The 24,009-nt window shown below is 68.4% G+C and carries 17 protein-coding genes; 8 read left to right on the top strand and 9 right to left on the bottom strand.

What is annotated here, in order from left to right; genetic code table 11:
• The first annotated feature begins 157 nt into the window (after positions 1–157).
• Positions 158–2,683 (top strand): methyl-accepting chemotaxis protein, encoded by a 2,526-nt coding sequence (locus JHL17_RS03770; protein ID WP_200190720.1) that lies wholly within the window; start codon positions 158–160, stop codon positions 2,681–2,683.
• A 96-nt stretch (positions 2,684–2,779) separates the two neighbouring features.
• On the opposite strand, the gene JHL17_RS03775 is transcribed toward JHL17_RS03770, so the two are convergent.
• Together JHL17_RS03775 and JHL17_RS03780 are read right to left on the bottom strand one after the other, a co-directional pair.
• Positions 2,780–3,559: a 3-hydroxybutyrate dehydrogenase gene (locus JHL17_RS03775; RefSeq protein ID WP_200190721.1), complete on the bottom strand. Its 780-nt coding sequence runs from the start codon at positions 3,557–3,559 to the stop codon at positions 2,780–2,782.
• A 71-nt stretch (positions 3,560–3,630) separates the two neighbouring features.
• A complete protein-coding gene (locus tag JHL17_RS03780; protein WP_200190722.1) occupies positions 3,631–4,794 on the bottom strand; it encodes a DUF3734 domain-containing protein in 1,164 nt (387 codons plus the stop codon).
• A gap of 332 nt (positions 4,795–5,126) precedes the next feature.
• Between JHL17_RS03780 and JHL17_RS03785 the strand changes: the two genes are divergently transcribed.
• The gene (locus tag JHL17_RS03785; RefSeq protein ID WP_200190723.1) at positions 5,127–5,318 is read left to right on the top strand and encodes a hypothetical protein; all 192 of its coding nucleotides are present in this window, start codon (positions 5,127–5,129) and stop codon (positions 5,316–5,318) included.
• A 10-nt stretch (positions 5,319–5,328) separates the two neighbouring features.
• Here the strand turns inward: JHL17_RS03785 and JHL17_RS03790 are convergent, their stop codons facing one another.
• Together JHL17_RS03790 and JHL17_RS03795 are read right to left on the bottom strand one after the other, a co-directional pair.
• Entirely contained in the window at positions 5,329–6,918 is a 1,590-nt protein-coding gene (locus JHL17_RS03790) for a cisplatin damage response ATP-dependent DNA ligase (RefSeq protein ID WP_200190724.1), read from the bottom strand.
• Positions 6,915–8,006 (bottom strand): ligase-associated DNA damage response exonuclease, encoded by a 1,092-nt coding sequence (locus JHL17_RS03795; protein ID WP_200190725.1) that lies wholly within the window; start codon positions 8,004–8,006, stop codon positions 6,915–6,917. The genes JHL17_RS03790 and JHL17_RS03795 overlap by 4 nt, the downstream gene beginning before the upstream one ends.
• A gap of 39 nt (positions 8,007–8,045) precedes the next feature.
• Here JHL17_RS03795 and JHL17_RS03800 point away from each other — a divergent pair, with 39 nt between their 5' ends.
• The 3 genes from JHL17_RS03800 (at position 8,046) to JHL17_RS03810 (ending at position 11,276) form a co-directional block, all read left to right on the top strand.
• Positions 8,046–8,960 (top strand): pseudouridine-5'-phosphate glycosidase, encoded by a 915-nt coding sequence (locus tag JHL17_RS03800; RefSeq protein ID WP_200190726.1) that lies wholly within the window; start codon positions 8,046–8,048, stop codon positions 8,958–8,960.
• 116 nt (positions 8,961–9,076) lie between these two features.
• Entirely contained in the window at positions 9,077–9,493 is a 417-nt protein-coding gene (locus JHL17_RS03805; protein ID WP_200190727.1) for a hypothetical protein, read from the top strand.
• A gap of 265 nt (positions 9,494–9,758) precedes the next feature.
• Positions 9,759–11,276: a sensor domain-containing diguanylate cyclase gene (locus tag JHL17_RS03810; RefSeq protein ID WP_200190728.1), complete on the top strand. Its 1,518-nt coding sequence runs from the start codon at positions 9,759–9,761 to the stop codon at positions 11,274–11,276.
• Positions 11,277–11,330: 54 nt separating this feature from the next.
• Here JHL17_RS03810 and JHL17_RS03815 read toward each other — a convergent pair whose 3' ends face one another.
• The gene (locus tag JHL17_RS03815) at positions 11,331–14,360 is read right to left on the bottom strand and encodes a GGDEF and EAL domain-containing protein (RefSeq protein ID WP_200190729.1); all 3,030 of its coding nucleotides are present in this window, start codon (positions 14,358–14,360) and stop codon (positions 11,331–11,333) included.
• Positions 14,361–14,823: 463 nt separating this feature from the next.
• On the opposite strand from JHL17_RS03815, the gene JHL17_RS03820 reads away from it, so the two are divergent.
• Entirely contained in the window at positions 14,824–15,939 is a 1,116-nt protein-coding gene (locus JHL17_RS03820) for a catalase family protein (RefSeq protein WP_345773747.1), read from the top strand.
• A gap of 146 nt (positions 15,940–16,085) precedes the next feature.
• Here the strand turns inward: JHL17_RS03820 and JHL17_RS03825 are convergent, their stop codons facing one another.
• From JHL17_RS03825 to JHL17_RS03835, 3 genes are all read right to left on the bottom strand, one after another.
• On the bottom strand, positions 16,086–16,583 hold the full coding sequence (locus JHL17_RS03825) for an invasion associated locus B family protein (protein WP_247893290.1): 498 nt from the start codon (positions 16,581–16,583) through the stop codon (positions 16,086–16,088).
• Between the two features lie 249 nt (positions 16,584–16,832).
• Positions 16,833–17,690, bottom strand: coding sequence for a pirin family protein (locus JHL17_RS03830; RefSeq protein WP_200190731.1), 858 nt, complete (start codon positions 17,688–17,690; stop codon positions 16,833–16,835).
• Positions 17,691–17,863: 173 nt separating this feature from the next.
• A complete protein-coding gene (locus JHL17_RS03835) occupies positions 17,864–19,297 on the bottom strand; it encodes an ammonium transporter (protein ID WP_200190732.1) in 1,434 nt (477 codons plus the stop codon).
• A gap of 660 nt (positions 19,298–19,957) precedes the next feature.
• Here JHL17_RS03835 and glgC point away from each other — a divergent pair.
• Together glgC and glgA are read left to right on the top strand one after the other, a co-directional pair.
• Entirely contained in the window at positions 19,958–21,229 is a 1,272-nt protein-coding gene (gene glgC, locus JHL17_RS03840; RefSeq protein ID WP_200190733.1) for a glucose-1-phosphate adenylyltransferase, read from the top strand.
• A 206-nt stretch (positions 21,230–21,435) separates the two neighbouring features.
• A complete protein-coding gene (gene glgA, locus JHL17_RS03845; protein ID WP_200190734.1) occupies positions 21,436–22,902 on the top strand; it encodes a glycogen synthase GlgA in 1,467 nt (488 codons plus the stop codon).
• A gap of 26 nt (positions 22,903–22,928) precedes the next feature.
• On the opposite strand, the gene JHL17_RS03850 is transcribed toward glgA, so the two are convergent.
• Positions 22,929–23,909: a pentapeptide repeat-containing protein gene (locus JHL17_RS03850; protein ID WP_200190735.1), complete on the bottom strand. Its 981-nt coding sequence runs from the start codon at positions 23,907–23,909 to the stop codon at positions 22,929–22,931.
• Between the last annotated feature and the right edge of the window lie 100 nt (positions 23,910–24,009).

Genomic DNA, 24,009 nt, shown 5'->3' on the forward strand with positions numbered 1-24,009 from the left:
TCAAAGCCCCGCGTCCCGGCTTTGACACGATTTTGGCGCGGTGCAGGGGCGCTTTCCCTGCATTTCCCCGGATCATGGCAACGGACTGGAAACCATCTTCCTCTACCCTGCCGGGCGTATCGCGTTCGATCCGCACCGCAGACCAAGGCAGTTGACCATGCAGAACGCCAGTTTCGCCGGCCGATTCAAGGTGGGCACCCGCATCCAGGTGGGCTTCCTTCTGATCCTCGCCCTCCTCGTCCTGGTGGCCGCGCTGGGCGTTCGGTCGCTGTCGACGGTGGAGGGCGGCTTCACCCGCTACGCGTCGACCTCCGACAACTCGCTCCGGGTGTCCGACATCGACAGCTCGGTCGCCGATATGCGACGCAACGTGGTCAACTACTCCTTCTCCGGCAACAACGCGCTGATCGCGCCGGTCCAGGCGCAGCAGAAGAAGCTCGCCGAGTTGCTGCGCATCGCCCGCGACAGCGCGCAGGATCCCGGACGCCGCGCGCTCATCGAGCGCATGGTCCAGCAGTTCGACAGCTACAGCGCCAACTTCGGCCAGCTGGTCAAGCTGCGCGAACAGCGCGACCGGCTGGTGTCGGAGGAGCTGATGCCGATGGGTCAGAAGGCGCGCGAGGGGCTGAGCCAGGTCGTCACCACCGGCATAGCCGCCGGCGACTTCGAGCCCGCCGCCTACGCCGGCCAGGCGCAGGAATCGCTGATCCTCGCCCGCCTCAGCGCCCAGCGCTTCCTGACGGACCCGTCGGCGAAGGCGGCGGACGAGGTGCGCAGCCGGATGGAGGGCTTCATCAAGGCGGCCACCGCGCTGACCGCCCGAATTGCTGACCCGCAGCAGAAGCGCGCAGCCGAGGAGGCGGCACAGACCGGCGGCCGGTATCTCGACGCCTTCGCCCGCGTCGTCACCGCCGTGAACGATGCCCAGGCGCTGGCCTTCAACACCATGACCCAGGAGGCGGAGGAGTTCGCCGCCCTGGTGGACAAGGTCATCCTCGCGCAGACCGACGCCCGCAAGGCGATGCTGACCATTGCGCAGGACGATATGGAGAACACCAGCACGCTGATGATCGGCATGGCGGTGGGCGCCTTCGTGCTCGGCATCGTCGTCGCCCTGCTCACCGCGCGTTCCATCGTCCGCCCGGTGGTCCGGATGACCGGCACGATGACGGAGCTGGCCGCCGGCAACCTCGCCGTCGACGTTCCGGCGCTGGAGAACCGCGACGAGATCGGCAGCATGGCCAAGGCGGTGCTGGTGTTCAAGGAGAACGCCGTCGAGAAGAGGCGGATGGACGAGGCCGAGCGCGAGCGGCTGGAGGCCGAGCGCCGCGCCGCCGAGGCCCAGCGCGTCCGCGAGCAGGCCATCGGCGAGGAGATCGCCGGCCTGATCGACGCCGTGTCGAAGGGCGACCTCGACCGCCGCATCGATCTGGCCGGCAAGGACGGCTTCTACAAGACCATGTCGGAGGGCATCAACCGCCTGACCGACACGGTGGAGGCGGTCATCGCCGACCTGGGCGAGGTGCTGAGCGCGCTGGCCCAGGGCGACCTGAACCGCCGCGTCACCCGCGACTACCAGGGCGCCTTCGAGCAGGTGAAGACCGACGTCAACGCCACCTCCGCCAAGCTGGCCGAGATCGTCGGCCAGATCACCCAGGCGGCGGAGACCATCGCCGCCGCCGCCGCCGAGGTGTCGCTCGGCTCCTCCGACCTCGCCGACCGCACCGAGCAGCAGGCCTCCTCGCTGGAGGAGACCGCGGCCAGCATGGAGGAGCTCGGAGCGACCGTGCGCTCCAACGCCGAGAACGCCCAGCGCGCCAACGTGATGGCGGCCCAGGCCCGCGGCTCCGCCGAATCGGGCGGCGGCGTCGCCGGTTCCGCCATCGAGGCGATGCGCCGGATCGAGCAGTCCAGCCGCAAGATCACCGACATCATCGGCGTCATCGACGAGATCGCCTTCCAGACCAACCTGCTGGCGCTGAACGCGGCGGTGGAGGCGGCGCGGGCCGGCGACGCCGGCCGCGGCTTCGCCGTGGTGGCGCAGGAGGTGCGGCAGCTCGCCCAGCGCTCCGCCCAGGCGTCGAAGGAGATCAAGGGCCTGATCCTGGACAGCGACGCCCAGGTCAAGGACGGCGTCGATCTGGTCAGCAAGGCCGGCCAGGCCCTGGAGGGCATCGTGTCCGGCGTGCAGCAGGTGGCCACCCTGATCGCCGAGATGGCCTCGGCCTCGGCCGAGCAGGCGACGGCGTTGGACGAGATCAACTCCACCGTCGCCAACATGGACGAGATGACCCAGAAGAACGCCGCCCTGGTGGAGGAGACCACCGCCGCCGCCCAGGCGATGAGCGGGCAGGCCGGCGACCTGAAGTCGCTGGTCGGCTTCTTCAAGTTCGAACAGGCGGCCGGCTTCGGTGCCGCTGGCTTCGGCTATGCCGCAGCTCCGCGCGCGATGGCGGTCAACGCAGCCCCGGCGGTCGCCACCACCCGCCGTGCCCCGGCCCCCACCCGGGCCACCGCCGCCAAGCCCGCGGCGAAGCCGGCCGCCCGCGGCAACGGCACGGCCCATGCCGTGACGGCGGCCAAGCCGGCCGGCCGCACCGACTCCCCCCCGCGCGGCACCGCCGCCGCGGTTCCGGTCCTCAAGCACAGCGTCAACGACGACGACGACTGGAAGGAGTTCTGAGCTGACGGCGAGGGTCTCCGCCGAACCGGTGTCAAAGAAAAGGGCGCCCCGCCGATGGCCGGGCGCCCTTTTTCCTGTCAGCAACCTGCCGGCCGGTTACTGCATGAACCAGCCGTGGCTGACGACCAGCGACTGGCCGGTCAGCGCGTTGGAGCCGAAGGACGCGAAGAACAGGGCGGCCTCGGCGACGTCCTCGACCGTGGTGAACTCACCGTCGACCGTCTCTTTCAACATCACCTTCTTCACCACGTCCTCTTCCGAAATGCCAAGCTCCTTGGCCTGCTCCGGGATCTGCTTTTCGACCAGGGGAGTGCGGACGAAGCCGGGACAGATCACGTTGGCCCGCACGCCATGCGCCGCCCCTTCCTTGGCGACCACCTTGGCGAGACCGATCAGCCCGTGCTTGGCGGTGACGTAGGGCGCCTTCAGCGCCGACGCCTCCTTGGAATGGACCGATCCCATATAGATGATGCTGCCGCTTCCCTGCTGGTACATCGTCCGCAGGGCGGCGCGCGTCGTCAGGAAGGCGCCGTCCAGATGGATGGCGAGAAGCTGCTTCCACTTGGCGAACTCGAACTGCTCGACCGGCGCGACGGTCTGGATGCCGGCGTTGCTGACCAGGATGTCGATGCGGCCGAAGGCGGCGACGGCGCGGGCCATGCCGGCATCGACCTGGGCTTCGTCGGTGACGTCCATGGCGACGCCCAGCGCCCGCTTGCCGGTGGGATCGAGGCTGGCCGCCGCCGCATCGGCACCGGTCTGGTTGAGGTCGGCGATGACGACCAGCGCGCCCTCGCGGGCGAAGGTCCGGGCGATCTCCAGCCCGATTCCGCTCGCCGCCCCGGTGACGACGGCGACTTTATCCTGCAAACGCATGGGTCCGCTCCTTGTCAGTCGATGATGGATTCGGTCAATGATGGATTCGGGTGCTTGGGGATGATCGGCCGTCAGGACGGCCGCAGGTCGTCGCGCAGCACGTCGTGCGTGACGGGGCCGCCCAGCCGCGACGGCATCGCCAGCCATTCCGGGTGATCGAGCGTGGCGAGCGTGTCGGCGAGGCCGCTCTCCCAATGCCCGCGCATGCCGGCGTTGGAGAACTCGTAGTCCTTGCTGTCGCGCTCGTAGCTCTTGCGGCGGTAGATCAGGTGGATGATGTTGACCGCCGCCCCGCAGGAGGCGCTGCGCAGCGCCTTGGCCTCCGGCGTGTCCTTGAGATGGTCGGGCAACCGGTCGAGCAGCGAGACCAGCTGGTTGCGCAGGGTCTGCTCGTAGGTGACCTTGTCGGTGTTGAAGCGCGTGCGGCTGGAATAGGTGATGTCCTTCTGCCGCTCCAGCACCTCCGACATGCCGCGCGGCACCTGACCGCCGGCGCTCCACAGATCGACCTGGAAAACCAGCGTGTCGCGGCGTGGCTGGTCCTCCAGCACATGGTCGAGCGGCGTGTTGGAGACGAGCCCGCCATCCCAATAGAACTCGCCGTCGATCTCGATGGGGGCGAAGCCGGGCGGCAGGGCGCCGCTGGCCATCACATGCTCCGGGCCGATCCGGTGGGTCTCGGTGTCGAAATAGATGGAATTGCCGGTCCGGACATTGACGGCGCCGAGAGACAGCCGCATGCCGCCCTCGTTGATGCGGTCGAAGTCGATCAGGTCTTCCAGCGTCTTCTTCAGCGGCGCGGTGTCGTAGACGCTGGTCGGTCCGGCGAAGGGACCGGCCGCCGCCCATTCCACCACCGGCCGCGGACGGAAGAAGCCGGGTTGCCCGGACAGCGCCGTCCGCCAGGCGCTCCATTGGTTGAGAAGGGAAATCGACGGGCCGTCGGGATCGAGCCGCCGCCACAGCGCCTCCGCATGCTCCCAGGGCGAGGGCGGGGCGACGCGGGTCCAGAACTCCGACAGCGCGGCGCAGCGCAGTTCCGGCGGATTGCCGGCGATCAGCGCCGCGTTGACCGCGCCGATCGACACCCCGGCCACCCAGGTCGGATGGATATCGTGCTTGAACAGCCCCTCCAGCACCCCCGCCTGATAGGCGCCGAGCGCTCCGCCGCCTTGCAGCACGAGAGCGACCCGCTCATAAGGGGTGATGAGATCAGCGAAGGATCCGTTGCTCATCAGTGCCTTTCCCAACCAGTCAATCGCTTCGGAGGCGTCGCGCCTCGGGGATCAGAGCAGATATGGGACTGGAATTGAATGCGGCCATGCGGAAACAACCCTGTGAAACAGGAGAGTGCTTCATGGCAGCCATGCCTGTCGCAGGTTACATGCTCTGACCCTCATGGGAACTACATCTAAGGATTACACGACCATTAATTGTCCGTAACCTTCGGCGTTCCTGCAGGATTTTGGGCGGCAGTTGCGCCAAATGCCCGCATTAACGAATCGGTTGGAAATGCGTGCTGCAATCCCCACCGGCTTCGTTTCAGCATTCGCTTTTGGAGGACGCCATGTCCCGCTGCCCTGCCCCGCGCCGCCTTCTTCCGCTCGCCGCCCTGTTGCTGCTGGGCGGATCGCTGGCCGGCTGCGGCGCCGTCACCGGCGTGGCGAGCGGTGCCGCCAGCCTCGCCGGCACCGCCGTGGACGTCGTCGGCACCGTGGCGGAAACCTCTGTCGACGTGGTGACCGCCCCGCTGCGGTAAGGCGTCCGTCCTACCCCACCACCATCGCCGCCAGCGTCTCCAGCCGGTCGGACTCGTGCGCCGGCTTGTCCCAGCGGATGCGGTGGATCCGGGGGAAGCGCATCGCCAGCCCGCTCTTGTGCCGGGTGGAGGGGTGCACGCTGTCGAAGGCGACCTCCAGCACCAGCCCGGCCTCGACCTCGCGCACCGGACCGTAGCGGCGGGTGGTGTGGTTGCGCACCCAGCGGTCCAGCTCGACCAGCTCGGCGTCGGTGAAGCCGGAATAGGCCTTGCCGACCGGCACCAGCTCCTCGCCGCGCCAGACGCCGAAGGTGTAGTCGGAATAATAGCTCGACCGCTTCCCGTGGCCGCGCTGGGCGTACATCATCACGGTGTCGAGCGTCAGCGCCCCGCGCTTCCACTTGAACCACGGCCCCTTCGGCCGCCCGGCCAGATAGGCGCTGTCGCGCCGCTTCAGCATCAGCCCCTCGATGCCGTTCTCCCGCGCGCCCTCGCGCATGGCGACCAGTTCGTCCCAGCCGGCGAAGGGCACCATCGGCGACAGATCCATCCGGCGCGGCTGCACCGCCTCGTACCAGCGCTCCAGCCGCGCCCGCCGCTCGACGAAGGACAGGCCGCGCAGATCCTCGTCGCCGTCGAACAGGATGTCGTAGAGCCGCACCCAGGCCGGCCCGTCGCGCAGCATCTGCGCCGTCACCGTCTTGCGGTTCAGCCGCTGCTGCAGGTCGTTGAAGGGCGCCACCACCCCGTCGCGCGCCACCAGCAGCTCGCCGTCCAGAACCGCATCGAAGCTCATATGGTCGACGATGTCGGGAAAGGCGCCGGAGACGTCGTCGCCGGTGCGGCTGTAGAGCCGCCGCTCGCCGCCGCGCGCCACCATCTGCACGCGGATGCCGTCCCATTTCCATTCCGCGGCATAGGCGGCGGGGTCGAGCGCGGCGCGGTCCTCCTCCTCCAGCGGATGGGACAGCATCATCGGGCGGAAACCGGCGCCGGACCCGCTGGCCGGCCGCTCGGCCCGCCCCTCCAGCCAGGCGAACAGCTCGGCATAGGGGGCGGTCAGCCCATGCCAGACCTCCTCCACGTCGTCGACGCTGATCTCCGGCCGCGCCGCCTTGCCCCAGTCCGCCAGCGCCGTCTTGGCGAGCCGGGCCGACACGCCGATGCGCAGCGACCCGGTGATCAGCTTCAGCAGGGCGAAGCGCCCCGACGAGTCGAGCGTGTCGAGCCAGCCCTCCACCAGCCCCATCACCTGCCCGCGCTTGGCGCTCCGCAAGCCCTCGACCACCTCGTCCAGGCTGGGCGGCAGGCTGTTGGCGCGTTCGGGCCGCTCCGGCCAGATCAGCGCCACCGTTTCCGCCAGGTCGCCGACATAGTCGTAGGACAGCGCCAGCAGGTCCGGATCGACCCGCGTGGCAGCCAGTTCGCGGATCGCCGCCGGCTTGGCCTCGCGGAAGCTGAGCGCCCCGGTCAGCGCGGCCAGCGCCCAGCCGCGCTCGGGATCCGGCGCGGTGGCGAAATGCTCGGCCAGCAGGCGGATCTTGCCGTTGCGCGACGGCATGAAGACCAGCGCGTCGATCAGCGCGGCGAAGCGGTTCACGACGCGTCTCCCCCCAAAGCCCCACCCGAAATCCCTTCCGAATCCTCGTCCTCGAAGCCGATCAGCGCCAGGGCGCGGGCGCGGATGCCGCGGCTGGTGGCGTAATGGACCAGCGCCTCCTCCCGGCCATGCGTCACCCAGACCTCCGGCGCGCCGACATCCTCCAGCGTTTGGCACAGCTCGTCCCAATCGGCATGGTCGGAGATGACCAAGGGCAGTTCCACCCCGCGCTGGCGGGCGCGCTGGCGCACCCGCATCCAGCCCGACGCCATCGCCACCACCGGATCGGCCAGCCGCCGCGCCCAGCGGTCGGCCACCGCCGCCGGCGGGCCCAGCACCAGCGCGCCCTTCAGATCCTCCTTGGCCGCCACCGTCGCCGGCCGCAGTTCCCCCAGTTCCACCCCCAACTCCTGATAGAGCCGGCACAGGGGCTCCAGCGCGCCATGCAGCCAGATCGGCCGGTCGTATCCCGCCGCCCGCAGCAGCGTGATCAGCCGCTGGCATTTGCCCAGCGCATAGACGCCGACGACATGGCTGCGCTCCGGGAACAGCGCCATCGAATGCAGCAGCTTCTGCACCTCCCCCAGGTCGGGGGGATGGCGGAAGACCGGCAGGCCGAAGGTCGCCTCGGTCACGAAGACGTCGCAGGGCACCGGCTCGAAGGCGGCGCAGGTGCGGTCGTGGCGGCGCTTGTAGTCGCCCGACACCACCACGCGCGACCCGGCATGCTCCAGAACCACCTGGGCGCTGCCCAGCACATGGCCGGCCGGCACCAGCCGCACGCCGACGTCGCCGATCCGGAGTCCCTCGCCATACTCCAGCGGCTGCAGGCTTCCCCCCACCCCAGCGCCCATCCGCTGCCGCATGATGGCGAGCGTGCCGGGGGTCGCCAGCACATGGCGGTTGCCGGGCCGGGCATGGTCGGAATGGCCGTGGGTGACGACGGCGCGCTCGACCGGGCGCACCGGGTCGATGTAGAAGCCCCCCGGCTCGACATAGAGGCCCTCGGGCAGGACCTTGATCCATCTGTCGGGATGGGGTCGATCGGAATGGCGACGAGGGGGATTGGATTGGTGTGGAGCGGACATACGTCCTAATATAGGGCGCCCCAACGGAAGAGACAGCGCATGCCCCCGATCCTGCTGCCGACACCCGAGATCGCCGACGCGCTTGCCGCAAAGCGGCCGGTGGTGGCGCTGGAATCCACCGTGATCTCGCACGGCATGCCCTATCCGCAAAATCTGGAAACCGCCCGCGCGCTGGAGGCGGAGGTGCGGGCCGCCGGCGCGGTTCCCGCCACCATCGCGGTGATGGATGGGCGCATCCGCGTCGGGCTGGACGATGGGGCGCTGGAACGGCTGGCGACCGCCGGCCCCACCGCGCGCAAGCTGAGCCGACGCGACCTGCCCATCGCCGTCGCCACCGGCGCCATCGGTGCCACCACGGTGGCGGCGACGATGATCGGGGCGCGGCTGGCCGGCATCTCCGTCTTCGCCACCGGCGGCATCGGCGGCGTCCATCGCGGGGCGGAGACCAGCTTCGACATCTCCGCCGACCTGGACGAGCTGGCGCGCACGTCCGTTTGCGTGGTCTGCGCCGGCGCCAAGTCGATTCTCGACCTGCCCAAGACGCTGGAGGTGCTGGAAACCCGCGGAGTCCCGGTTCTGGGCTTCGGCACGGATGAATTTCCCGCCTTCTACAGCCGCCGCAGCGGACTTGCCGTCGACCATCGCTGTGACAACGCAACGCAGGTGGCGGACATTCTGCGCGCGAAATGGCAGCTTGGCCTGGACGGCGGCGTGCTTCTGGCGAACCCGATTCCCGTGCCCGACGAACTCGACGCCGACGCGATGGAAGCGGCGGTCGCCCAGTCCCTGGCCGACGCGGAGTCCAGGAAAATCAAGGGGAAGGACATCACCCCGCATCTGCTGGCGGCGCTGGAGCGCCTCACCGGCGGACGCAGCCTGACCGCCAACATCGCGCTGATCCGCAACAACGCGCGGGTCGCCGCCGGGGTCGCCGCCGCCCTCGCTGCCGGGTAAAACCGATTGGATAGGCCATACTTCATGGGAGGTAAGGCTTAAGCCTCGGTCCGGGCTTAAGACCCCGTTAACCGCCGAGGCGCAAACCTGTGCTCATCACACGAGCGGAGGCTTTGATGCGCGCACCCAGCAGCACCTCGACCCTGGTTTCCCGGATGATCGCGATGGCCGGCCAAGGCGACGAGGCGCCGGGCATGGCGGAGATGAAGGAGCCTGCCCACGTCCGACGCATCGTCTGGGCCTCCCAGGCGGCCAAGCTGCGGGTGTCGCTGTCGTCGCGCAGCATCCACGAGATCGAAGCCGCGGTCACCGCCGACCTGGACAGCATGGAACTGCCGGAAGTGTTCTTCACCTCCGTCGAGGTGGGCGGCCATGTGGTGACCTGCGACCTGGACGCCTCCGGCACCGCCTCCATCTTCGGCCTGATCGAGGCCTGCGAATATGACGATCTGGTGGAAGAGGCCGGCGACGACGCCCTGTTCGGTGTCGATTGGGACGGCGTCTACATCACCCCGGCCCGCACCCGGCACTGAGCGCGACGCCTCCGGTTCTCCAAGCTCCGCCTCCGCAAAACGCCCCGCAGCCCGCCTGCGGGGCGTTTTGCGTTTCCCGTCCGGCTCCGCCCGGATCGGACGGATCCTGCGCATTCCGGTTCGCCGCTCCGACTCTGAGACGCAATTCGCGATGACGGAAGGAGCCGATCAGGGTCGCCCCTCGCATAACCGGCCCCTCCGCTTTGGTATACTACTTGCGAGAGGGTGGCGGCCCATGCCGTCTCGCAGTTGCAGCGGAGTTCCCATGCCCCGACATCTGAGCGCCCTGCTTGCCGCTGGTTTGGCCCTGACCGTCGTCATCGTCATGACGGTTCACATCGTCTGGCAGGACCGCAAGAGCACCGCCGCTCAGATGGAAGCGCTCGCTGCGGACATGGCCAAGGTCGTCGAATCCCATGTCCTGCACACGACGAAGGGCGCCGGGATCGCCCTGCATCAGGCGACCTCCCTGGTCGACGAGGCCGGCAGCCTGGAAGCGGTGCGGAACGATATCCACTGGCGCCGGCTGCGTGACGCTCTCGCCAATGTGGACGGCGGGGAAACCCTGTGGCTGTTCGATGCCAAGGGTGACGCGATCGTCGGCACCGGCCGGCAGATGGACCGGCCGCTCAACATCGCGAACCGCCGCCATTTCCAGGCGGTGATGGCGGGGGCGGACTTCGTGATCAGCCCGGCCTTGCGCAGCCGTCTGGACGACCGCATCCTCTTCACCATCTCGCGGCCGATCCGCGACTGGACCGGCGATATCGTCGGCATCGCCAGCACCGGGATGAAAACCGAATGGCTGGTCAATTTCTACGCCTTGATGTCGTTCGGGCTGGATACGACGATCACGGTCTTCCGCACCGACGGCGAGATCGTCGCCCGCAGTCCGGATCTGGCCAGCCACATCGGCAAGAACAGCCGGACGGGGCCGCTCTTTCAGGAGCAGCTTCCACGCTCCCCGGTCGGGGTCTACTGGTCGCGGTCGGTGCTGGACGGCAAGGAACGGCTCGCCGCCTACCGGCTGATCCCGGAGCTGAACCTCGTCGTCTATGCCGGAATCGAGGGTGCCTCGGCCTTCGCCGCCTGGCGGACCCGCTCGCTCTGGTTCGTTGCCGAAGTGGCGCTGACCACGGCCCTGGTCCTGCTCGTGCTTCTGTGGAGCGTGCGCATGATCCGCCAGGAGCACCGCGTCCAGATGCGCATGCTCGAAGCCGAGAGCGTCGCGCAGCAACTGGATGCCGAACTGCATCAGGCCCGGCGCGATCCCCTGACCGGACTGCCCGCCCGCCGCCTCTTCCTGGAACTCGCGGAAGGGATGCGCCAGAGCGCCGGCAAAAGAGGACTGGTCCTCGCCTTTCTTTACATCGATCTCGATGGCTTCAAGGCGGTGAACGACCGGCACGGCCACCACGAAGGCGACAAGGTCCTGGCGATGGTCGCCGAGATCATGCGCCGGATGATCCGCGACGGCGATCTGATCGGCCGGCTTGGCGGCGACGAGTTCGTCGTCTGCCTGTCCGGACACGTTCCCGATGTCAGGACCGTCGCCACCAGCGTCGCCGCCCGCATCATCAACGAAGTCCGCGACCTGGGCGCGGGCGTCGGATGCAGCATCGGAATCGCGCTGACCGCGGGCGAATGCGGCGACCTGTCCTCCTCCCTGCGCCGGGCGGATGCCGCGATGTATCGCGCCAAGCAGATGGGAAAGGGCGCCTGGTCCATCCATGAGCCGTCGCAGGGCCCCTGCCTCTCCTGCGACGACAAGATCGTCGCCTGATGCCGGGCGATATCCCGGAGCCGGTCAAGTCGGTTCCGATCAGGCCCGCTCCGATCAGGCCGGCTCGCGACCGCCCGACGGCCGGTTCGCTCCGGCGGTGGGCATGCCGACCACCACATGGTCGTCGACGACCGGCAGGCGGGGCCGCCGGTCCTCCCAGGATGCCAGGAAGGCGTCGATCCGGTCGGCCGGCAGCGGGCGGCTGACGAAATAGCCTTGGATCAGGTCGCATCCCATCAGCGACAGGACCTCCCACTGGCCCGCCTCCTCCACCCCTTCCGCCACCACGCTGCGGTTCAGGTCGTGGGCGATGCGCGAGATCGACGACACCAGGCCGCGCGCGTCGGCCCGGCGGTGGACGTCGTCGATGAAGGCCTTGTCCAGCTTCAGCGTGTTGATCGGCAGTGTCCGCAGATAGGTCAGCGACGAATAGCCGGTGCCGAAATCGTCCAGCGCGATCTGGATGCCGGCCTGCCGCAGCGCGTTCAGCTTCCCGATCGCGGCGTCGAGCGAGCCGATCATCTGCGACTCGGTGATCTCCAGCTCCAGGCGGTGCGGCGGCAGGCCGGTCCGGGCCAGGACCTCCAGCACCCGCGGCACGAAATCGTGCTGGGCAAGCTGGACCGCCGACATGTTGACGCTCATCGTCACTTCGCCGGCCCCGCGGCAGGCCAGCCCCACCGCCTCGATGCAGGCGGTTTCCAGCACCCACAAGCCGAGCGGGATGATCAGGCCGGAATCCTCGCAGACCGGAATGAAGCGGTCGGGCGACACCGGTCCCAATTCCGCATCGGTCCAGCGGACCAGCGCCTCGAAACCGCGGACCCGGCCGTCGGCCGTCGCGACCTGCGGCTGGTAATGCAGGGTGAAGGCCTGACGGTCGAAGGCCAGCCGGACGCGGCTGAGCAGCCGCATGCGCTCCACCACATTGCGGTTCATGTCGGCGGTGAAGGTGCAGATGCGCCCGCGCCCGCTCTCCTTGGCCCGGTACATGGCGGTGTCGGCATTCTGCAGCAGATCGTCGAAACAGCGGCCGTCCCAGGGATAGCGGGCGATCCCGACGCTGCAGGTCACGAAGAAATGCTGCCCTTCGACCGGGAAGGGGGCGGCCATCGCCTGCTCCAGCCGCCGCGCCACCTCCGCCGGGTCCCCGCCCTCGCCATCCTGGACGACCACCACGAACTCGTCGCCGCCCGGCCGCGCGATGAACCGCCCGTCGCCCGCCCCCTTGCGGATGCGCTCGCCCAGCATCATCAGCAGCTCGTCGCCCACCTTGTGGCCGAAGCCGTCGTTGATGAACTTGAAATTGTCCATGTCGAGGAACAGCAGCGCCAGCGTCCCGGCATTGCCGGACGCCTTGGTGTCGGCGATCAGCCGGTCGACATGCTGTTCCAGCCTCAACCGGTTGGGCAGACCGGTCAGGGAATCGAAATGGGCCAGATGGTCCAGCCATTCCTGCTGCCGCTTCTGCGCGGTGATGTCGGTGTAGGAGCCGCCCATCATCGTCGGATTTCCGTGGCCGTCGAACAGGGCCTTGCCGGTGGCGTACAGCCACAGGTAACCGCCGTCACGGTGGCGGACCCGGTATTCCGTCCGGTATTCCGGCAGTTCGCCGGACAGATGGCGGCTCAGCGCCTCCTGTGCCTGCAAGCGGTCGTCGGGATGGATGCGCTCGAACCAGGCCGCCCACGAATCGATGCCGAGCATGTCGATTCCCAGCAGTTCCTGGACCCGGCCGGACAGGACACGGCTGTCCTTGACGACGTCCCAGGTCCAGATGATGTCGCGCGACGCCTCGGCCACCAGCCGCATCCGCCGCTCCCCTTCGCACAGCGCCTCCCGGCTGGCGGTCAGCTCCACGACCTTGGCCTGCAACTGGCGGCGCGAATCGCTGAGCGCCTCGTTGCTCAGCTGCAGCGCGGCCTCGGCGATCCGCCGTTCGCGCAGCGCGAAGGACAGCACCAGAACCATGCCGAACAGCAGCAGCAGGACGCCGCCGACCGTCACCACCAGCCAGCGGTAGGTCTCCATGAAGGAGAAGGGCTTGTTGACCAGCCGGTCGAGCGGCATCAGCCGCGCGGGATCGAGCCCATGGCGCTGCATCTGCCGGTAGTCGGCGGCACGGATGACCGACTGGCGCGTCTCCGCCGACGGGCGGGCCGTCGGCGCGCCGTTCACCAGCGCGGCGGCCAGCCCGCCGACCGCCCGGCCATGCTCCTGCGCGCTCAACAGGCTGCCGCCGGCGATGCCATGGCCCAGCAGATTTTCCTGCAAGCCGTAGATCGGCACGCTGCTCTTCCGGCTCATCAGTTCCAGGAACTGTTCGGGCGGCAGGACCATTCCTTCGGAGTCGGTGGCGTAGGTTCCCAGCAGCACCGCGCTGTCCGGCGGCAGGGCGGCCAACCGTTCCTCCAGCCGGGCGAAGGGCAGGTCGGGCAGGATCTGCCGCTCCACCCCGGCGGGAAAGCGGCCGTCGGCCAGCAGCGCGTCGATCTCGGCATCCAGCCCGATGCCCGTCTCGGTGTGGTCGCGCAGGATGAACAGGTGTCGCAGCCGCGGATTGACCGCTACCGCCATCCGCAAGGTGCCGTCGACGTCCTTGGTCTCGTCGACGCCGACGACGTTGACCTCGCCCTCGGTCAGCCGCCTTGCCGAGATCGGCAGGACGCCGCCATGCACCAGCGGCACCGGACCGTAGATCTCCCGCCGCAATTCCAGGGCGAAGGACAGCGCGGCATCGTCGGTGGAGACGATGGCGTCGACGGTGCCCTTGGGGTGGCGGTAGGCGATCAGCGCCCGCAGGCGCTCTATCCCGCTGGGGTCGGGAAAGCGCTTCCAGTCCAGGTAATAGGGGATGGCCAGCGCATTGGGTGCCGCCGCTGCCAGCGTGACGGAGATGCCGGACGCCTGCCCGTCGGTCCACTCGTAGCCCTGATGATAGGAGTGAAGGATCAGCACCGTCCTGCTCGGCGGGGTCGCCCGCCCGCCCGCCGGCATCGACAGGATCGCCAGCACAAGCAGAGCCAACAGCGGAACGCGGCTGCGCATCCATATGGCGGACCAGATGACGGGCCGTCCGGTCATGGTGCATCCTTCAATGGCTCGCCGGGCAATGGCTCGCCGGGCAATGGCTCGCCGGGCAATGGCTTGTCGGGCAATGGCTTGTCGGGCCGCCCTCCTCGATGGCCGCGCGTCGACAGCCGCACGGCGCCTGAAGAGGCCAGACCCTCCCGAATGGAAGGATAAGCAGCCCGGCCATTTCGGCGCCAGAGCCTTTCAATAGGAACGTCCCCAGGAAACATGGTTAATTTTCTGCGGAAGATTGGAAGTCCTCAATGCTCCTCGCGCATGAGACGTGCCTGAATATTTGTACACGCTCATGTCTTCGTTTGCATCGCGGTCCGGAAAGGCTTCGCCTCATCCGGCACCTGCACAGCCGGCACCGTCGGAGCATAGGGAAGGACCGCTGCATCGTTGCGGAACGGATGAAAGTCAGCGGCTGTTGTCCCGGCGGCACCATCGCCTTTCCCCTTCGGGAGCCCAGCCCGTGTCCGCTGCCTTCGCCCAGCCCAATGCCAAGCCCCTGCCCTATGCGCCATCGGTCGAAAAGCCCGATCCCGACGAGGCGCGCATCTTCGAAGAGCTGGCGGAGACGATGCTGTCGATCAGCGCCAAGACCTTCGAGGACAGCGGCCACGCGAACCGCAGCGTCCATGCCAAGAGCCACGGACTGCTGATCGGCCGGCTGGACGTGCTGGACGACCTGCCGGCGGAGCTGGCCCAGGGCCTGTTCGCGCGGGCGGAGAGCTATCCGGCGATCCTGCGGCTGTCGACGACGCCGGGCGACATCCTGCCCGACAGCGTGTCGACCCCGCGCGGGCTGGCGGTGAAGGTGCTGGGCGTGACCGGCGACCGGCTGCCGGGATCGGAGGACGAGGCCACCCAGGACTTCGTGATGGCCAACGCCCCGGTCTTCTCGACGCCGGACGCCAAGCGGTTCCTGTCGACGCTGAAGCTGCTGGCCGCCACCACCGACCGGGCGGAAACGGCGAAGACGGTGCTGTCGGCCGGCCTGCGCGCCGCCGAACGGGTGGTGGAGGCCTTCGGCGGCGAGAGCGCCACGCTGAAGACGCTGGGCGGCCACCCCGAAACCCACATCCTGGGCGAAACCTTCTACAGCCAGGCCGCCCTCCGCCATGGCGACCACATCGCCAAGCTGGCGATCGTCCCGGTCTCGCCGGAGCTGATCGCGCTGGCCGACGCGCCGCTGACCGTCGACGGCAAGCCGAACGGCCTGCGCGAGGCGGTGGTGGAGTTCTTCCGCGACCATGAGGCGGTGTGGGAGCTGCGGGCCCAGCTGCGCACCGACGAGGCGCGCATGCCGGTGGAGGACGCCAGCGTGCTGTGGCCGGAGGAACTGAGCCCCTACCGCCCCGTCGCCCGCCTCACCGTGCCGCCGCAGACGGCATGGAGCGAGGAGCGGTCGCGCGCCGGCGACGACCGGCTGTCCTTCAGCCCCTGGCACGGGCTGGCCGCGCACCGGCCGCTGGGCTCGATCATGCGGGCGCGGCGCCTCGCCTACGACCGCTCCGCCGAATTCCGCATGGAACGGAACGGCTGCCCGATGCAGGAGCCGGCGACGGGATACCGGCTGCCGGGCTGATGCGTCACCGCTCCCTCCACCCCTGGCAGGATCCCCTCTCCCCCCCGGGGAGAGGGTTAGGGTGAGGGGGTCGCGCGGCGAGGATCTACAAGCATCGCGCACTCTCCGCTCTGCACCAAATTCACTCTATGCACCCCCCTCTCCCCTTACTGCAGGCTGCGCTGCATCTCCTCGAAGGTGCGGGAGAAGCCGTTCAGCGGGAAATCGATGTCGCGCTTGCCGATGCGGGGGGAGTTGACGCGGACCAGGATGGTCGAGCCGTTGCGGAACTGGTCGGCGACGCGGCCGGAGACGAAATTCGGGAACATGCACATGTTCAGCGTCGCCACATGCGATTCGATGCGCGGCTGGCGGTCGACGCGGATGGCGCAGCGGTCGATCAGCCCCTGGCTGGTGGTCAGGAACAGGTGGAAATCGTTGCCGGTCGGAATGATGCTGAGCGCGACGAAGCCGACATCCTTCCCGTCGTCGAACAGGCGGTAGATCATCAGCCGGCAGGTCTTGCTGTCGGTCATCCGGTCGATGTCGCACTGGTTGGTCCAGGCGCCCTCCGGCCCGAAATCGGCGGCGGCCTTGGAGAAGTCCACGGCGGCGGCCGGCCCGGCTGACAGCAGGGCGGCGGCGAACGGGCCGGAGGCGAGCATCAGGCCCATGAATCCCGCGATCGCAGCTGCCCTGAAGCCGCCCAACAGACCCTTTGCACGCATCACCCCGGCCCCCGCCATCGTTCGTGTTAACACGGAATGCGCCATGATAACCGGGGACGGCAGGGGCGCAAGGTACGAGATGCCGCGCATCGGGCAAGGACAGCCCCTCTCCCGCAAGGAGAGAAGGGCTGGACGCCGCCGGACGCGGCGGCACCTCACCGGCAGGCGATCATTCCGGCTTGCGCGTCAGATCCGCCCTTCCTCGAAGTCGCGGAAGGCCTGCATCACCTCTTCCCGCGTGTTCATGACGAAGGGACCGCCCCAGGCGATGGGCTCGCCGATCGGCGCGCCGGCCAGCAGCAGGAAGCGGGCGCCCTCAGGGCCGGCGGCGGCCTCGACCCGCTCGCCGTCGCCCAGCACGATCACCCGCGGGCCCGACAGCGGGCCTTCCCCGCCGACCGTCAGCGTGCCTTCGAACAGCACCAGGAAGGCGGTGTGGCCGGCCGGCAGCGGTTCCGCGAAGGACACCGACGGCGGCAGCGAGACGTCGAAATAGCGGGCGTCGGTCGCCTCGGCCCGCACCGGGCCCGCCGTGCCGCGGGCGGTGTCGCCGGCGATCACGGTGACCGTCGTCCCCTCCTCGCGCCGTTCCACCGGGATGGAGGCGGCCGGGAACTCCTGGTAGCGCGGGTCGGCCATCTTCAGCCGGGCCGGCAGGTTGATCCACAGCTGGAAGCCGCGCATCAGCCCTTCGGTCTGCTCCGGCATCTCCGAGTGGATCAGGCCGCGGCCGGCGGTCATCCACTGCACGCCGCCGGTCTCGATCACCCCCTCATGCCCGTGGTTGTCGGCATGGCGCATGCGCCCGGCCAGCATGTAGGTCACCGTCTCGAACCCGCGGTGGGGATGGTCGGGAAATCCCGCCAGATAGTCGGTCGGCTGGTCGGACCCGAACAGGTCCAGCATCAGGAAGGGGTCGAGCGTGCGCAGCCGGGGCGTGCCCAGCATGCGGGTCATGCTGACGCCGGCGCCGTCGGACGTGGCCATGCCTTCCACGGCGGCGAGCACCGGGCGGACACCGGGGGTGGCGGGCTGGGTGGACATGGCGGCAACTCCTAAAGAACGAACAGCGATGCACCAGAGGTAGTCCTCCCCAACACCGCCGTGAAGCCGGCCCGCCCGCGCCACAGCGTTTCCGCCGGCGCAACAATCATACGAAAAAGGCCGCCGGAGAACCGGCGGCCTTTTCGCGAGAGCCCCTGGGAAAGGGATTTGTCTTAGTGGATGCTCTCGCCGTGCAGGGCGAGGTCGAGACCGTCGCGCTCCACGTCTTCCTCGACGCGCAGGCCCATGACCACGTCGACGACCTTCAGCAGGACGAAGGTGGCGATGGCGCACCAGACCATGGTGTAGAGGACGCCCTGGACCTGGATCCACACGGCGGCGGCGTTGCCCTCCAGCAGGCCCAGCGTGGCCTTGGGGTCGGCCTGCAGGACGGCGGCGAAGCCGCCTTCGCTGTTGGACACCGACATCTTGGCGAAGACGCCGGTCAGCAGGGCGCCGATCAGGCCGCCGACGCCGTGCACGCCGAAGGCGTCCAGGCTGTCGTCATAGCCCAGCATGTGCTTGAGGCTGGTGGCCGACCAGAAGCAGACCACACCGGCGACGATGCCGATGACGATGGCGCCCGTCGGGTCGACGAAGCCGGCGGCCGGGGTCACCGCGACCAGGCCGGCGACGGCGCCGGAGATGATGCCGAGGATCGACGGCTTGCCCTTGACGATCCACTCCGCGAACAGCCAGCCCATGGCGGCACCGGCGGTGGCGATGTGCGTGGCGGCCAGCGCCATGCCGGCGCGCGGACCGGCGGTCAGGGCCGAACCGGCGTTGAAGCCGAACCAGCCCACCCACAGCAGCGAGGCGCCGATCAGCGACAGCACCAGGTTGTGCGGCATGAAGGCTTCCTTCGGGTAGCCCTTGCGCTTGCCGATCACCAGCGCGGCGACCAGGCCGGCGACTCCAGCGTTGATGTGCACGACGGTGCCGCCGGCGAAGTCCAGCACGCCCAGGCCGAACAGGAAGCCCGACGGGTACCAGACCCAGTGGGCGATCGGCGCATAGACCACGATCGACCACAGGGCGGTGAAGACCAGCAGCGAGGAGAACTTCATGCGGTCGGCGAAGGCGCCGGTGATCAGCGCCGGGGTGATGATCGCGAAGGTCATCTGGAACATCATGAAGACCGGCTCGGGGATCGTCGTCGCGACGCCCGATCCCGTCGCCTCGCCCAGCACGAAGGCCTTCGAGAAGTCGAGCCCGTTCAGGAACAGCCGGTCGAGACCGCCGACATAGGCACCGGTGCCGGTGAAGGCCAGGCTGTAGCCGATCACGTACCACAGCACGCTGATCAGGCAGGTGATGGCGAAGCTCTGCATCACCGTCGACAGCACGTTCATCTTGCGGACCATGCCGCCGTAGAACAGCGCAAGGCCGGGGATGGTCATCATCAGCACCAGCGCGGTGGAGACCAGCATCCAGGCGGTGTCGCCGCCATTCAGCGCCGGAGCCGCCGGCGCGGCAGCCGCGGCGGCAGCCGCAGCCGCGGCAGCGGCGGCAGCCGCCGGATCCTGGGCAAGGGCGGCGGCCGGCATGCCGACCGCGCCCAGAGCAACCGCCATCATCGGTGCGGCCATAAGGAACAGACGGTTCATCGAGGCTCCTCTTTCTCCAAAATCGCTCCCACCCCGGTACGGCCGGCGCGGCACCGGAGGTGTTCCGCGCTCGGGCGCCGCACTGGGGCGACCCCGTCCCGGTCGCCCCGTCCCCGGCGAAGACGGGGCGGCGGACGGAACCGAGGACGCCTCCAGCGTTACAAGAAGCGTGCCAGTCGAAAACGGCTTGGAATCGTCAGGGTTGTCCTGAAGCAGGACCCTCGAACGGGCACCCTCCTACGAGTCGCACCCGGTTCTTGCACAGGAAATGAGCAGATTGCGGAGCCGACATTTTGCCGCAATTTTCGGGCTTTCGACCGAAAGGCAGGGCCGGCAGCGGCGAGCCACCCCCGTCCGATCCGGCATTTTGGCTGCCATTCCAGCAAATGATCAAAAAATAGGCAGATGATAGCCTGCGCGACGGTCACCGGAGCGGCATCGGCCAGCGCCTCTACCTCTTCCATCCAGGCCATTCGGCAAGGGGCCGCATACGCCCCTCTTTCCTCCTAGGACCGCCAAGCGGCGGTGCGGCGGGTAGGCCGATGCCAACCTTCCGCCGGGCCTATTGGACATGGCGGCGAGATGTGGCACCGTCAACGCCTCCATATGGAATGGCCGCCGCCGAGCGGCCGCAAGAATAAGGCAAAGGGGGTAACGGCCATGCTCGACAAACGGGATCTGCGCCTCGCACCGCGACGTGCGGTGGCGCTGGTGCTGGCCGGGGGACGCGGAAGCCGTCTGAAGCAGCTGACCGACCGGCGGGCCAAGCCGGCGACCTATTTCGGCGGCAAGTACCGCATCATCGACTTCGCGCTGTCCAACTGCGTCAATTCCGGATTCCGCCGGATCGGCGTGCTGACGCAGTACAAGTCGCACAGCCTTCTGCGCCATCTCCAGCGCGGCTGGAACGTCTTCCGCGGCGAGATGAACGAGTTCTGCGACCTGCTGCCGGCCCAGCAGCGCGTCAGCGAGACCGAGTGGTACCAGGGCACCGCCGACGCGGTGTACCAGAACCTCGACATCCTGCGCGATCACGAGCCGGAATACGTCCTGATCCTGGCCGGCGACCACATCTACAAGATGGATTACGGCGCGCTGCTGCTCGACCACATCGACCGCAAGGCCGACGTCACCGTTCCCTGCATCGCGGTCCCGCGCGAACAGGCGACCGGCTTCGGCGTGATGCACATCGACGAGGAGCGCCGCATCATCGACTTCGTCGAGAAGCCGGCCGACCCGCCGCCGATGCCGGGCCGCCCCGATCTGGCGCTGGCCAGCATGGGCATCTACGTCTTCAACGCCCAGTTCCTCTATGAACAGCTGGAGCGCGACGTCGCCACCCCCGGCTCCAGCCGCGATTTCGGCAAGGACATCATCCCGCATCTGGTCAAGACCGGTGCCCGGATCGTCGCCCATGACTATGCCGACAGCGCCATCATCGACGCGCCCGACAACAGCCCCTACTGGCGCGATGTCGGCACCATCGACGCCTATTGGGAATCCAACCTCGACCTCTGCCACGTCACGCCGCAGCTGAACCTGTACAACCGCGAGTGGCCGATCTTCACCTACCAGGAGCAGCTGCCGCCGGCGAAGTTCGTCTTCGACGACGAGAACCGCCGCGGCATGGCGGTGGACAGCCTGGTGTCGGGCGGCTGCATCATCTCCGGCTCCACCGTGCGGCGGTCGCTGCTGTTCAGCTCGGTCCGCGTCAACTCCTACAGCGAGCTGCACGAGGCGGTGGTGCTGCCGGAATGCGACATCGGCCGCCATTGCCGCCTGAAGAAGGTGGTGATCGACCGCGGCGTCAGCATCCCCAACGGCCTCGTCGTCGGCGAGGACGCGGAGCTGGACGCCAAGCGCTTCCACCGCAGCGAGGGCGGCGTCGTCCTGATCACCCGCGAGATGATCGAGAAACTGCCGAAGGAATAGGAAACCTCCCTTTCCCCCTCCGACCGAAACCGCCCCCTCTCCCTCTCAGCCGTCATTCCCGCGCAGGCGGGAATCCAGCCGACTCAGCGGCTTGACCGCGAAGCTTTCTGGATCCCCGCCTCCGCGGGGATGACGGCCGGGTGAGCGGCAGGCCAGCCGTTCCTCTCTCCGCCTTTCCCTCCCGCCTATCGCCGAGTGCCTTCCCGATGCGCGTCCTCTACGTCACGTCCGAATGCTACCCGATGGTCAAGACGGGGGGGCTGGCGGACGTGTCCGCCGCCCTGCCGCCGGCCCTGAACGCCGCCGGCGCCGACGTCCGCCTGCTGCTGCCCGGCTATCCCGCCGTCCTGAACAGCCTGCAGAACCTGCACGAGGTCGGCGACCTGATCACCGACCTGCCCGGCTGCGACCGCGCCCAGCTGTGCATCGGCCGCACCGCCGACGGGGTCCTCGCCTATGCGCTGAAGGCGCCGTCGCTGTACGACCGGCCGGGCAACCCCTATCTCGGGCCGGACGGCAAGGACTGGGCGGACAACGCCCTGCGCTTCGCGGCGCTGGCCTGGGTCGCCGCCGGCTTCGCGGCGGAGGAGTCCTACGATCCCTGGTGGCGGCCCGACATCCTGCACGGCCACGACTGGCAGGCGGCGCTGATCCCCGCCTACCTGACCCTGCGCCCCGACCGCTTCGCCGGCCCCTTCCGGCCGGGCACCGTGCTGACCATCCACAACATCGCCTATCAGGGCCTCTTCGGCCCCTGGATGATGGGCGACCTCGGCCTGCCCTCCTCCAGCTTCCGCGTCGACGGCGTCGAGTATTACGGCAACATCAGCTTCCTGAAGGCGGGTTGCTTCTACGCCGACCGCCTGACCACGGTCAGCCCGACCTATGCCAACGAGATCCAGACGGCCGAGCACGGCACCGGCCTGCAGGGGCTGCTCGCCACCCGCTCCGACGTGCTGACCGGCATTCTGAACGGCGTCGATTACGCGGTGTGGGACCCGGCGACCGACCCGCATCTGCCCGCCCGCTACACCCCCGATGATTTGGGCGGCAAGGACGCCTGCAAGGCCGACCTGCAATCTGCCTTCGGCCTGGACCGCCGCCCCGACGCGCCGCTGGCCGCCGTGGTCAGCCGCCTGACCTGGCACAAGGGTCTCGATCTGGTGCAGGAGGCGGCCAGCCAATGGGTGTCCTGGGGCGGCCAGCTGGTGGTTCTGGGCAGCGGCGACGCGTCGAGCGAGGCCGGCTTCCGCCATCTCGCCCAATGGCACCCGCAATCGGTCGGCGTCCGCATCGGCTATGACGAGCCGCTGTCCCACCGCATCCAGGCCGGCGCCGACCTGTTCCTGGTGCCGTCGCGGTCGGAGCCCTGCGGCCTGACCCAGCTCTATGCCCTGAAATACGGCACCCTGCCGCTGGTCCGCCGCACCGGTGGCCTCGCCGACACGGTGATCGACGCCAACCCGGCCGCCGGTGCCGACGGCAGCGCGACGGGCTTCCAGTTCGTCAACGCGACCGGCCAGGAACTGGTGTGGGCGCTGCGCCGGACGATGAGCGTCTACCGCAAACCCGACCGCTGGCAGGCGATGCAGCGCCGCGCCATGACGCGGGACTTCGGCTGGCACGGACCGGCGGAGGAGTATATGGAGCTGTATCGCGGGGTGACGAAATAGTAGATCAACTTGCCGCCTGTTTCCATTCATCGAATTCGGAAACTGGCAGCAAGTTGGTTTGGCTCCAGTTGTCCTGGTTCGAGGTTAGCGTCCGTAAGGTTGGCGTCCGTCAGATTGGCGCCCAGCAGGTTGGCGCCCAAGAGGTTAGCGTCCATTAGGTTGGCGTCCGTCAGGTCCGCACTTAACAGGTCGGCGCCTATCAACGTGGCGTCCATCAGGTTGGCGTCCGCCAAGTCGGCGCGCGTCAGGTTAGCATCCGTCAGGATGGCGCGCGTCAGGTCGGCGTTCGTCAGGTTGGCGCGCGTCAGGTCAGCGTCCGTTAGGTTGGCGCCCCTCAGGTTGACACCCGCTAGGTTGGTACCCCACAGGTTGGCACGCGTCAGGTTGGCACCACGCAGGTTGGCGTCCGTTAGGTTGACGCCTGTCAGGTTGACGCCTGTCAAGTTGGTGCCCGTCAGGTTGGTGCCCATGAGGTTGGCACCCATCAGGTTGGCGCCCGTTAGGTGGGCACCTGCTAGGTTGGCACGCGTTAAGTTAGCGCCTCTCAGGTCGGCATCCCTCAGGTCTGCGTCCGTCAGGTCAAAAATGTGGAATGTATGCCGAGCGACGGACCATTCTGTCACAGGGCCAGCGAGGCGATGCAGGGTTGCTGCCAGCATCGCGGAGTTGATGCGGATGGGAGCAAATTTTTCCGCCGGAACGCGGAACATTGCCGCAACGGCACAGAGCATGGCAATCTCGGTGTTGCGCACCAACCGTTCGCTGGTCCGCGAGCGCATCACACCGTCCAGCAAGGGCATGCCCGTTTCCAGACACTCCACCAACAGACTGGACAGGGCGTCCCGCCATCGAGTGACCTCCAGAGGACGGAGACCAGCTTCGGCAGCCACTTGCGCGGCCAGAAAATCGTACGTCGCCCAGTCCATAACCGTCGGACCGCATAGTTCCAGCCAGTCCTTCAATGCAGCATCTATCTTGTTTCGCCTGACCTCCTGCGCGTTCGGCATCTCCGGCAATAGGCGAACCACCCGGCGGGCGGTCAGGAACTAGAGGCTGTTAGGGACTTGTAGGATGGCGACAGCTTTTCCGAGCATGAGGCAGGCGAAA

The organism is Azospirillum endophyticum (genome assembly GCF_016595245.1).
GTDB classification, from domain to species: domain Bacteria; phylum Pseudomonadota; class Alphaproteobacteria; order Azospirillales; family Azospirillaceae; genus Azospirillum; species Azospirillum endophyticum.

What these genes read in the sequence shown, in the direction of transcription:
- JHL17_RS03770 (WP_200190720.1), top strand. Translation starts at nt 158, where the DNA reads ATGCAGAACGCCAGTTTCGCCGGCCGATTCAAGGTGGGCACCCGCATC.
- JHL17_RS03775 (WP_200190721.1), bottom strand. Translation starts at nt 3,559, where the DNA reads ATGCGTTTGCAGGATAAAGTCGCCGTCGTCACCGGGGCGGCGAGCGGA.
- JHL17_RS03780 (WP_200190722.1), bottom strand. Translation starts at nt 4,794, where the DNA reads ATGAGCAACGGATCCTTCGCTGATCTCATCACCCCTTATGAGCGGGTC.
- JHL17_RS03785 (WP_200190723.1), top strand. Translation starts at nt 5,127, where the DNA reads ATGTCCCGCTGCCCTGCCCCGCGCCGCCTTCTTCCGCTCGCCGCCCTG.
- JHL17_RS03795 (WP_200190725.1), bottom strand. Translation starts at nt 8,006, where the DNA reads ATGTCCGCTCCACACCAATCCAATCCCCCTCGTCGCCATTCCGATCGA.
- JHL17_RS03800 (WP_200190726.1), top strand. Translation starts at nt 8,046, where the DNA reads ATGCCCCCGATCCTGCTGCCGACACCCGAGATCGCCGACGCGCTTGCC.
- JHL17_RS03805 (WP_200190727.1), top strand. Translation starts at nt 9,077, where the DNA reads ATGCGCGCACCCAGCAGCACCTCGACCCTGGTTTCCCGGATGATCGCG.
- JHL17_RS03810 (WP_200190728.1), top strand. Translation starts at nt 9,759, where the DNA reads ATGCCCCGACATCTGAGCGCCCTGCTTGCCGCTGGTTTGGCCCTGACC.
- JHL17_RS03815 (WP_200190729.1), bottom strand. Translation starts at nt 14,360, where the DNA reads ATGACCGGACGGCCCGTCATCTGGTCCGCCATATGGATGCGCAGCCGC.
- JHL17_RS03825 (WP_247893290.1), bottom strand. Translation starts at nt 16,583, where the DNA reads ATGCTCGCCTCCGGCCCGTTCGCCGCCGCCCTGCTGTCAGCCGGGCCG.
- JHL17_RS03830 (WP_200190731.1), bottom strand. Translation starts at nt 17,690, where the DNA reads ATGTCCACCCAGCCCGCCACCCCCGGTGTCCGCCCGGTGCTCGCCGCC.
- JHL17_RS03835 (WP_200190732.1), bottom strand. Translation starts at nt 19,297, where the DNA reads ATGAACCGTCTGTTCCTTATGGCCGCACCGATGATGGCGGTTGCTCTG.
- glgC (WP_200190733.1), top strand. Translation starts at nt 19,958, where the DNA reads ATGCTCGACAAACGGGATCTGCGCCTCGCACCGCGACGTGCGGTGGCG.
- glgA (WP_200190734.1), top strand. Translation starts at nt 21,436, where the DNA reads ATGCGCGTCCTCTACGTCACGTCCGAATGCTACCCGATGGTCAAGACG.
- JHL17_RS03850 (WP_200190735.1), bottom strand. Translation starts at nt 23,909, where the DNA reads ATGCCGAACGCGCAGGAGGTCAGGCGAAACAAGATAGATGCTGCATTG.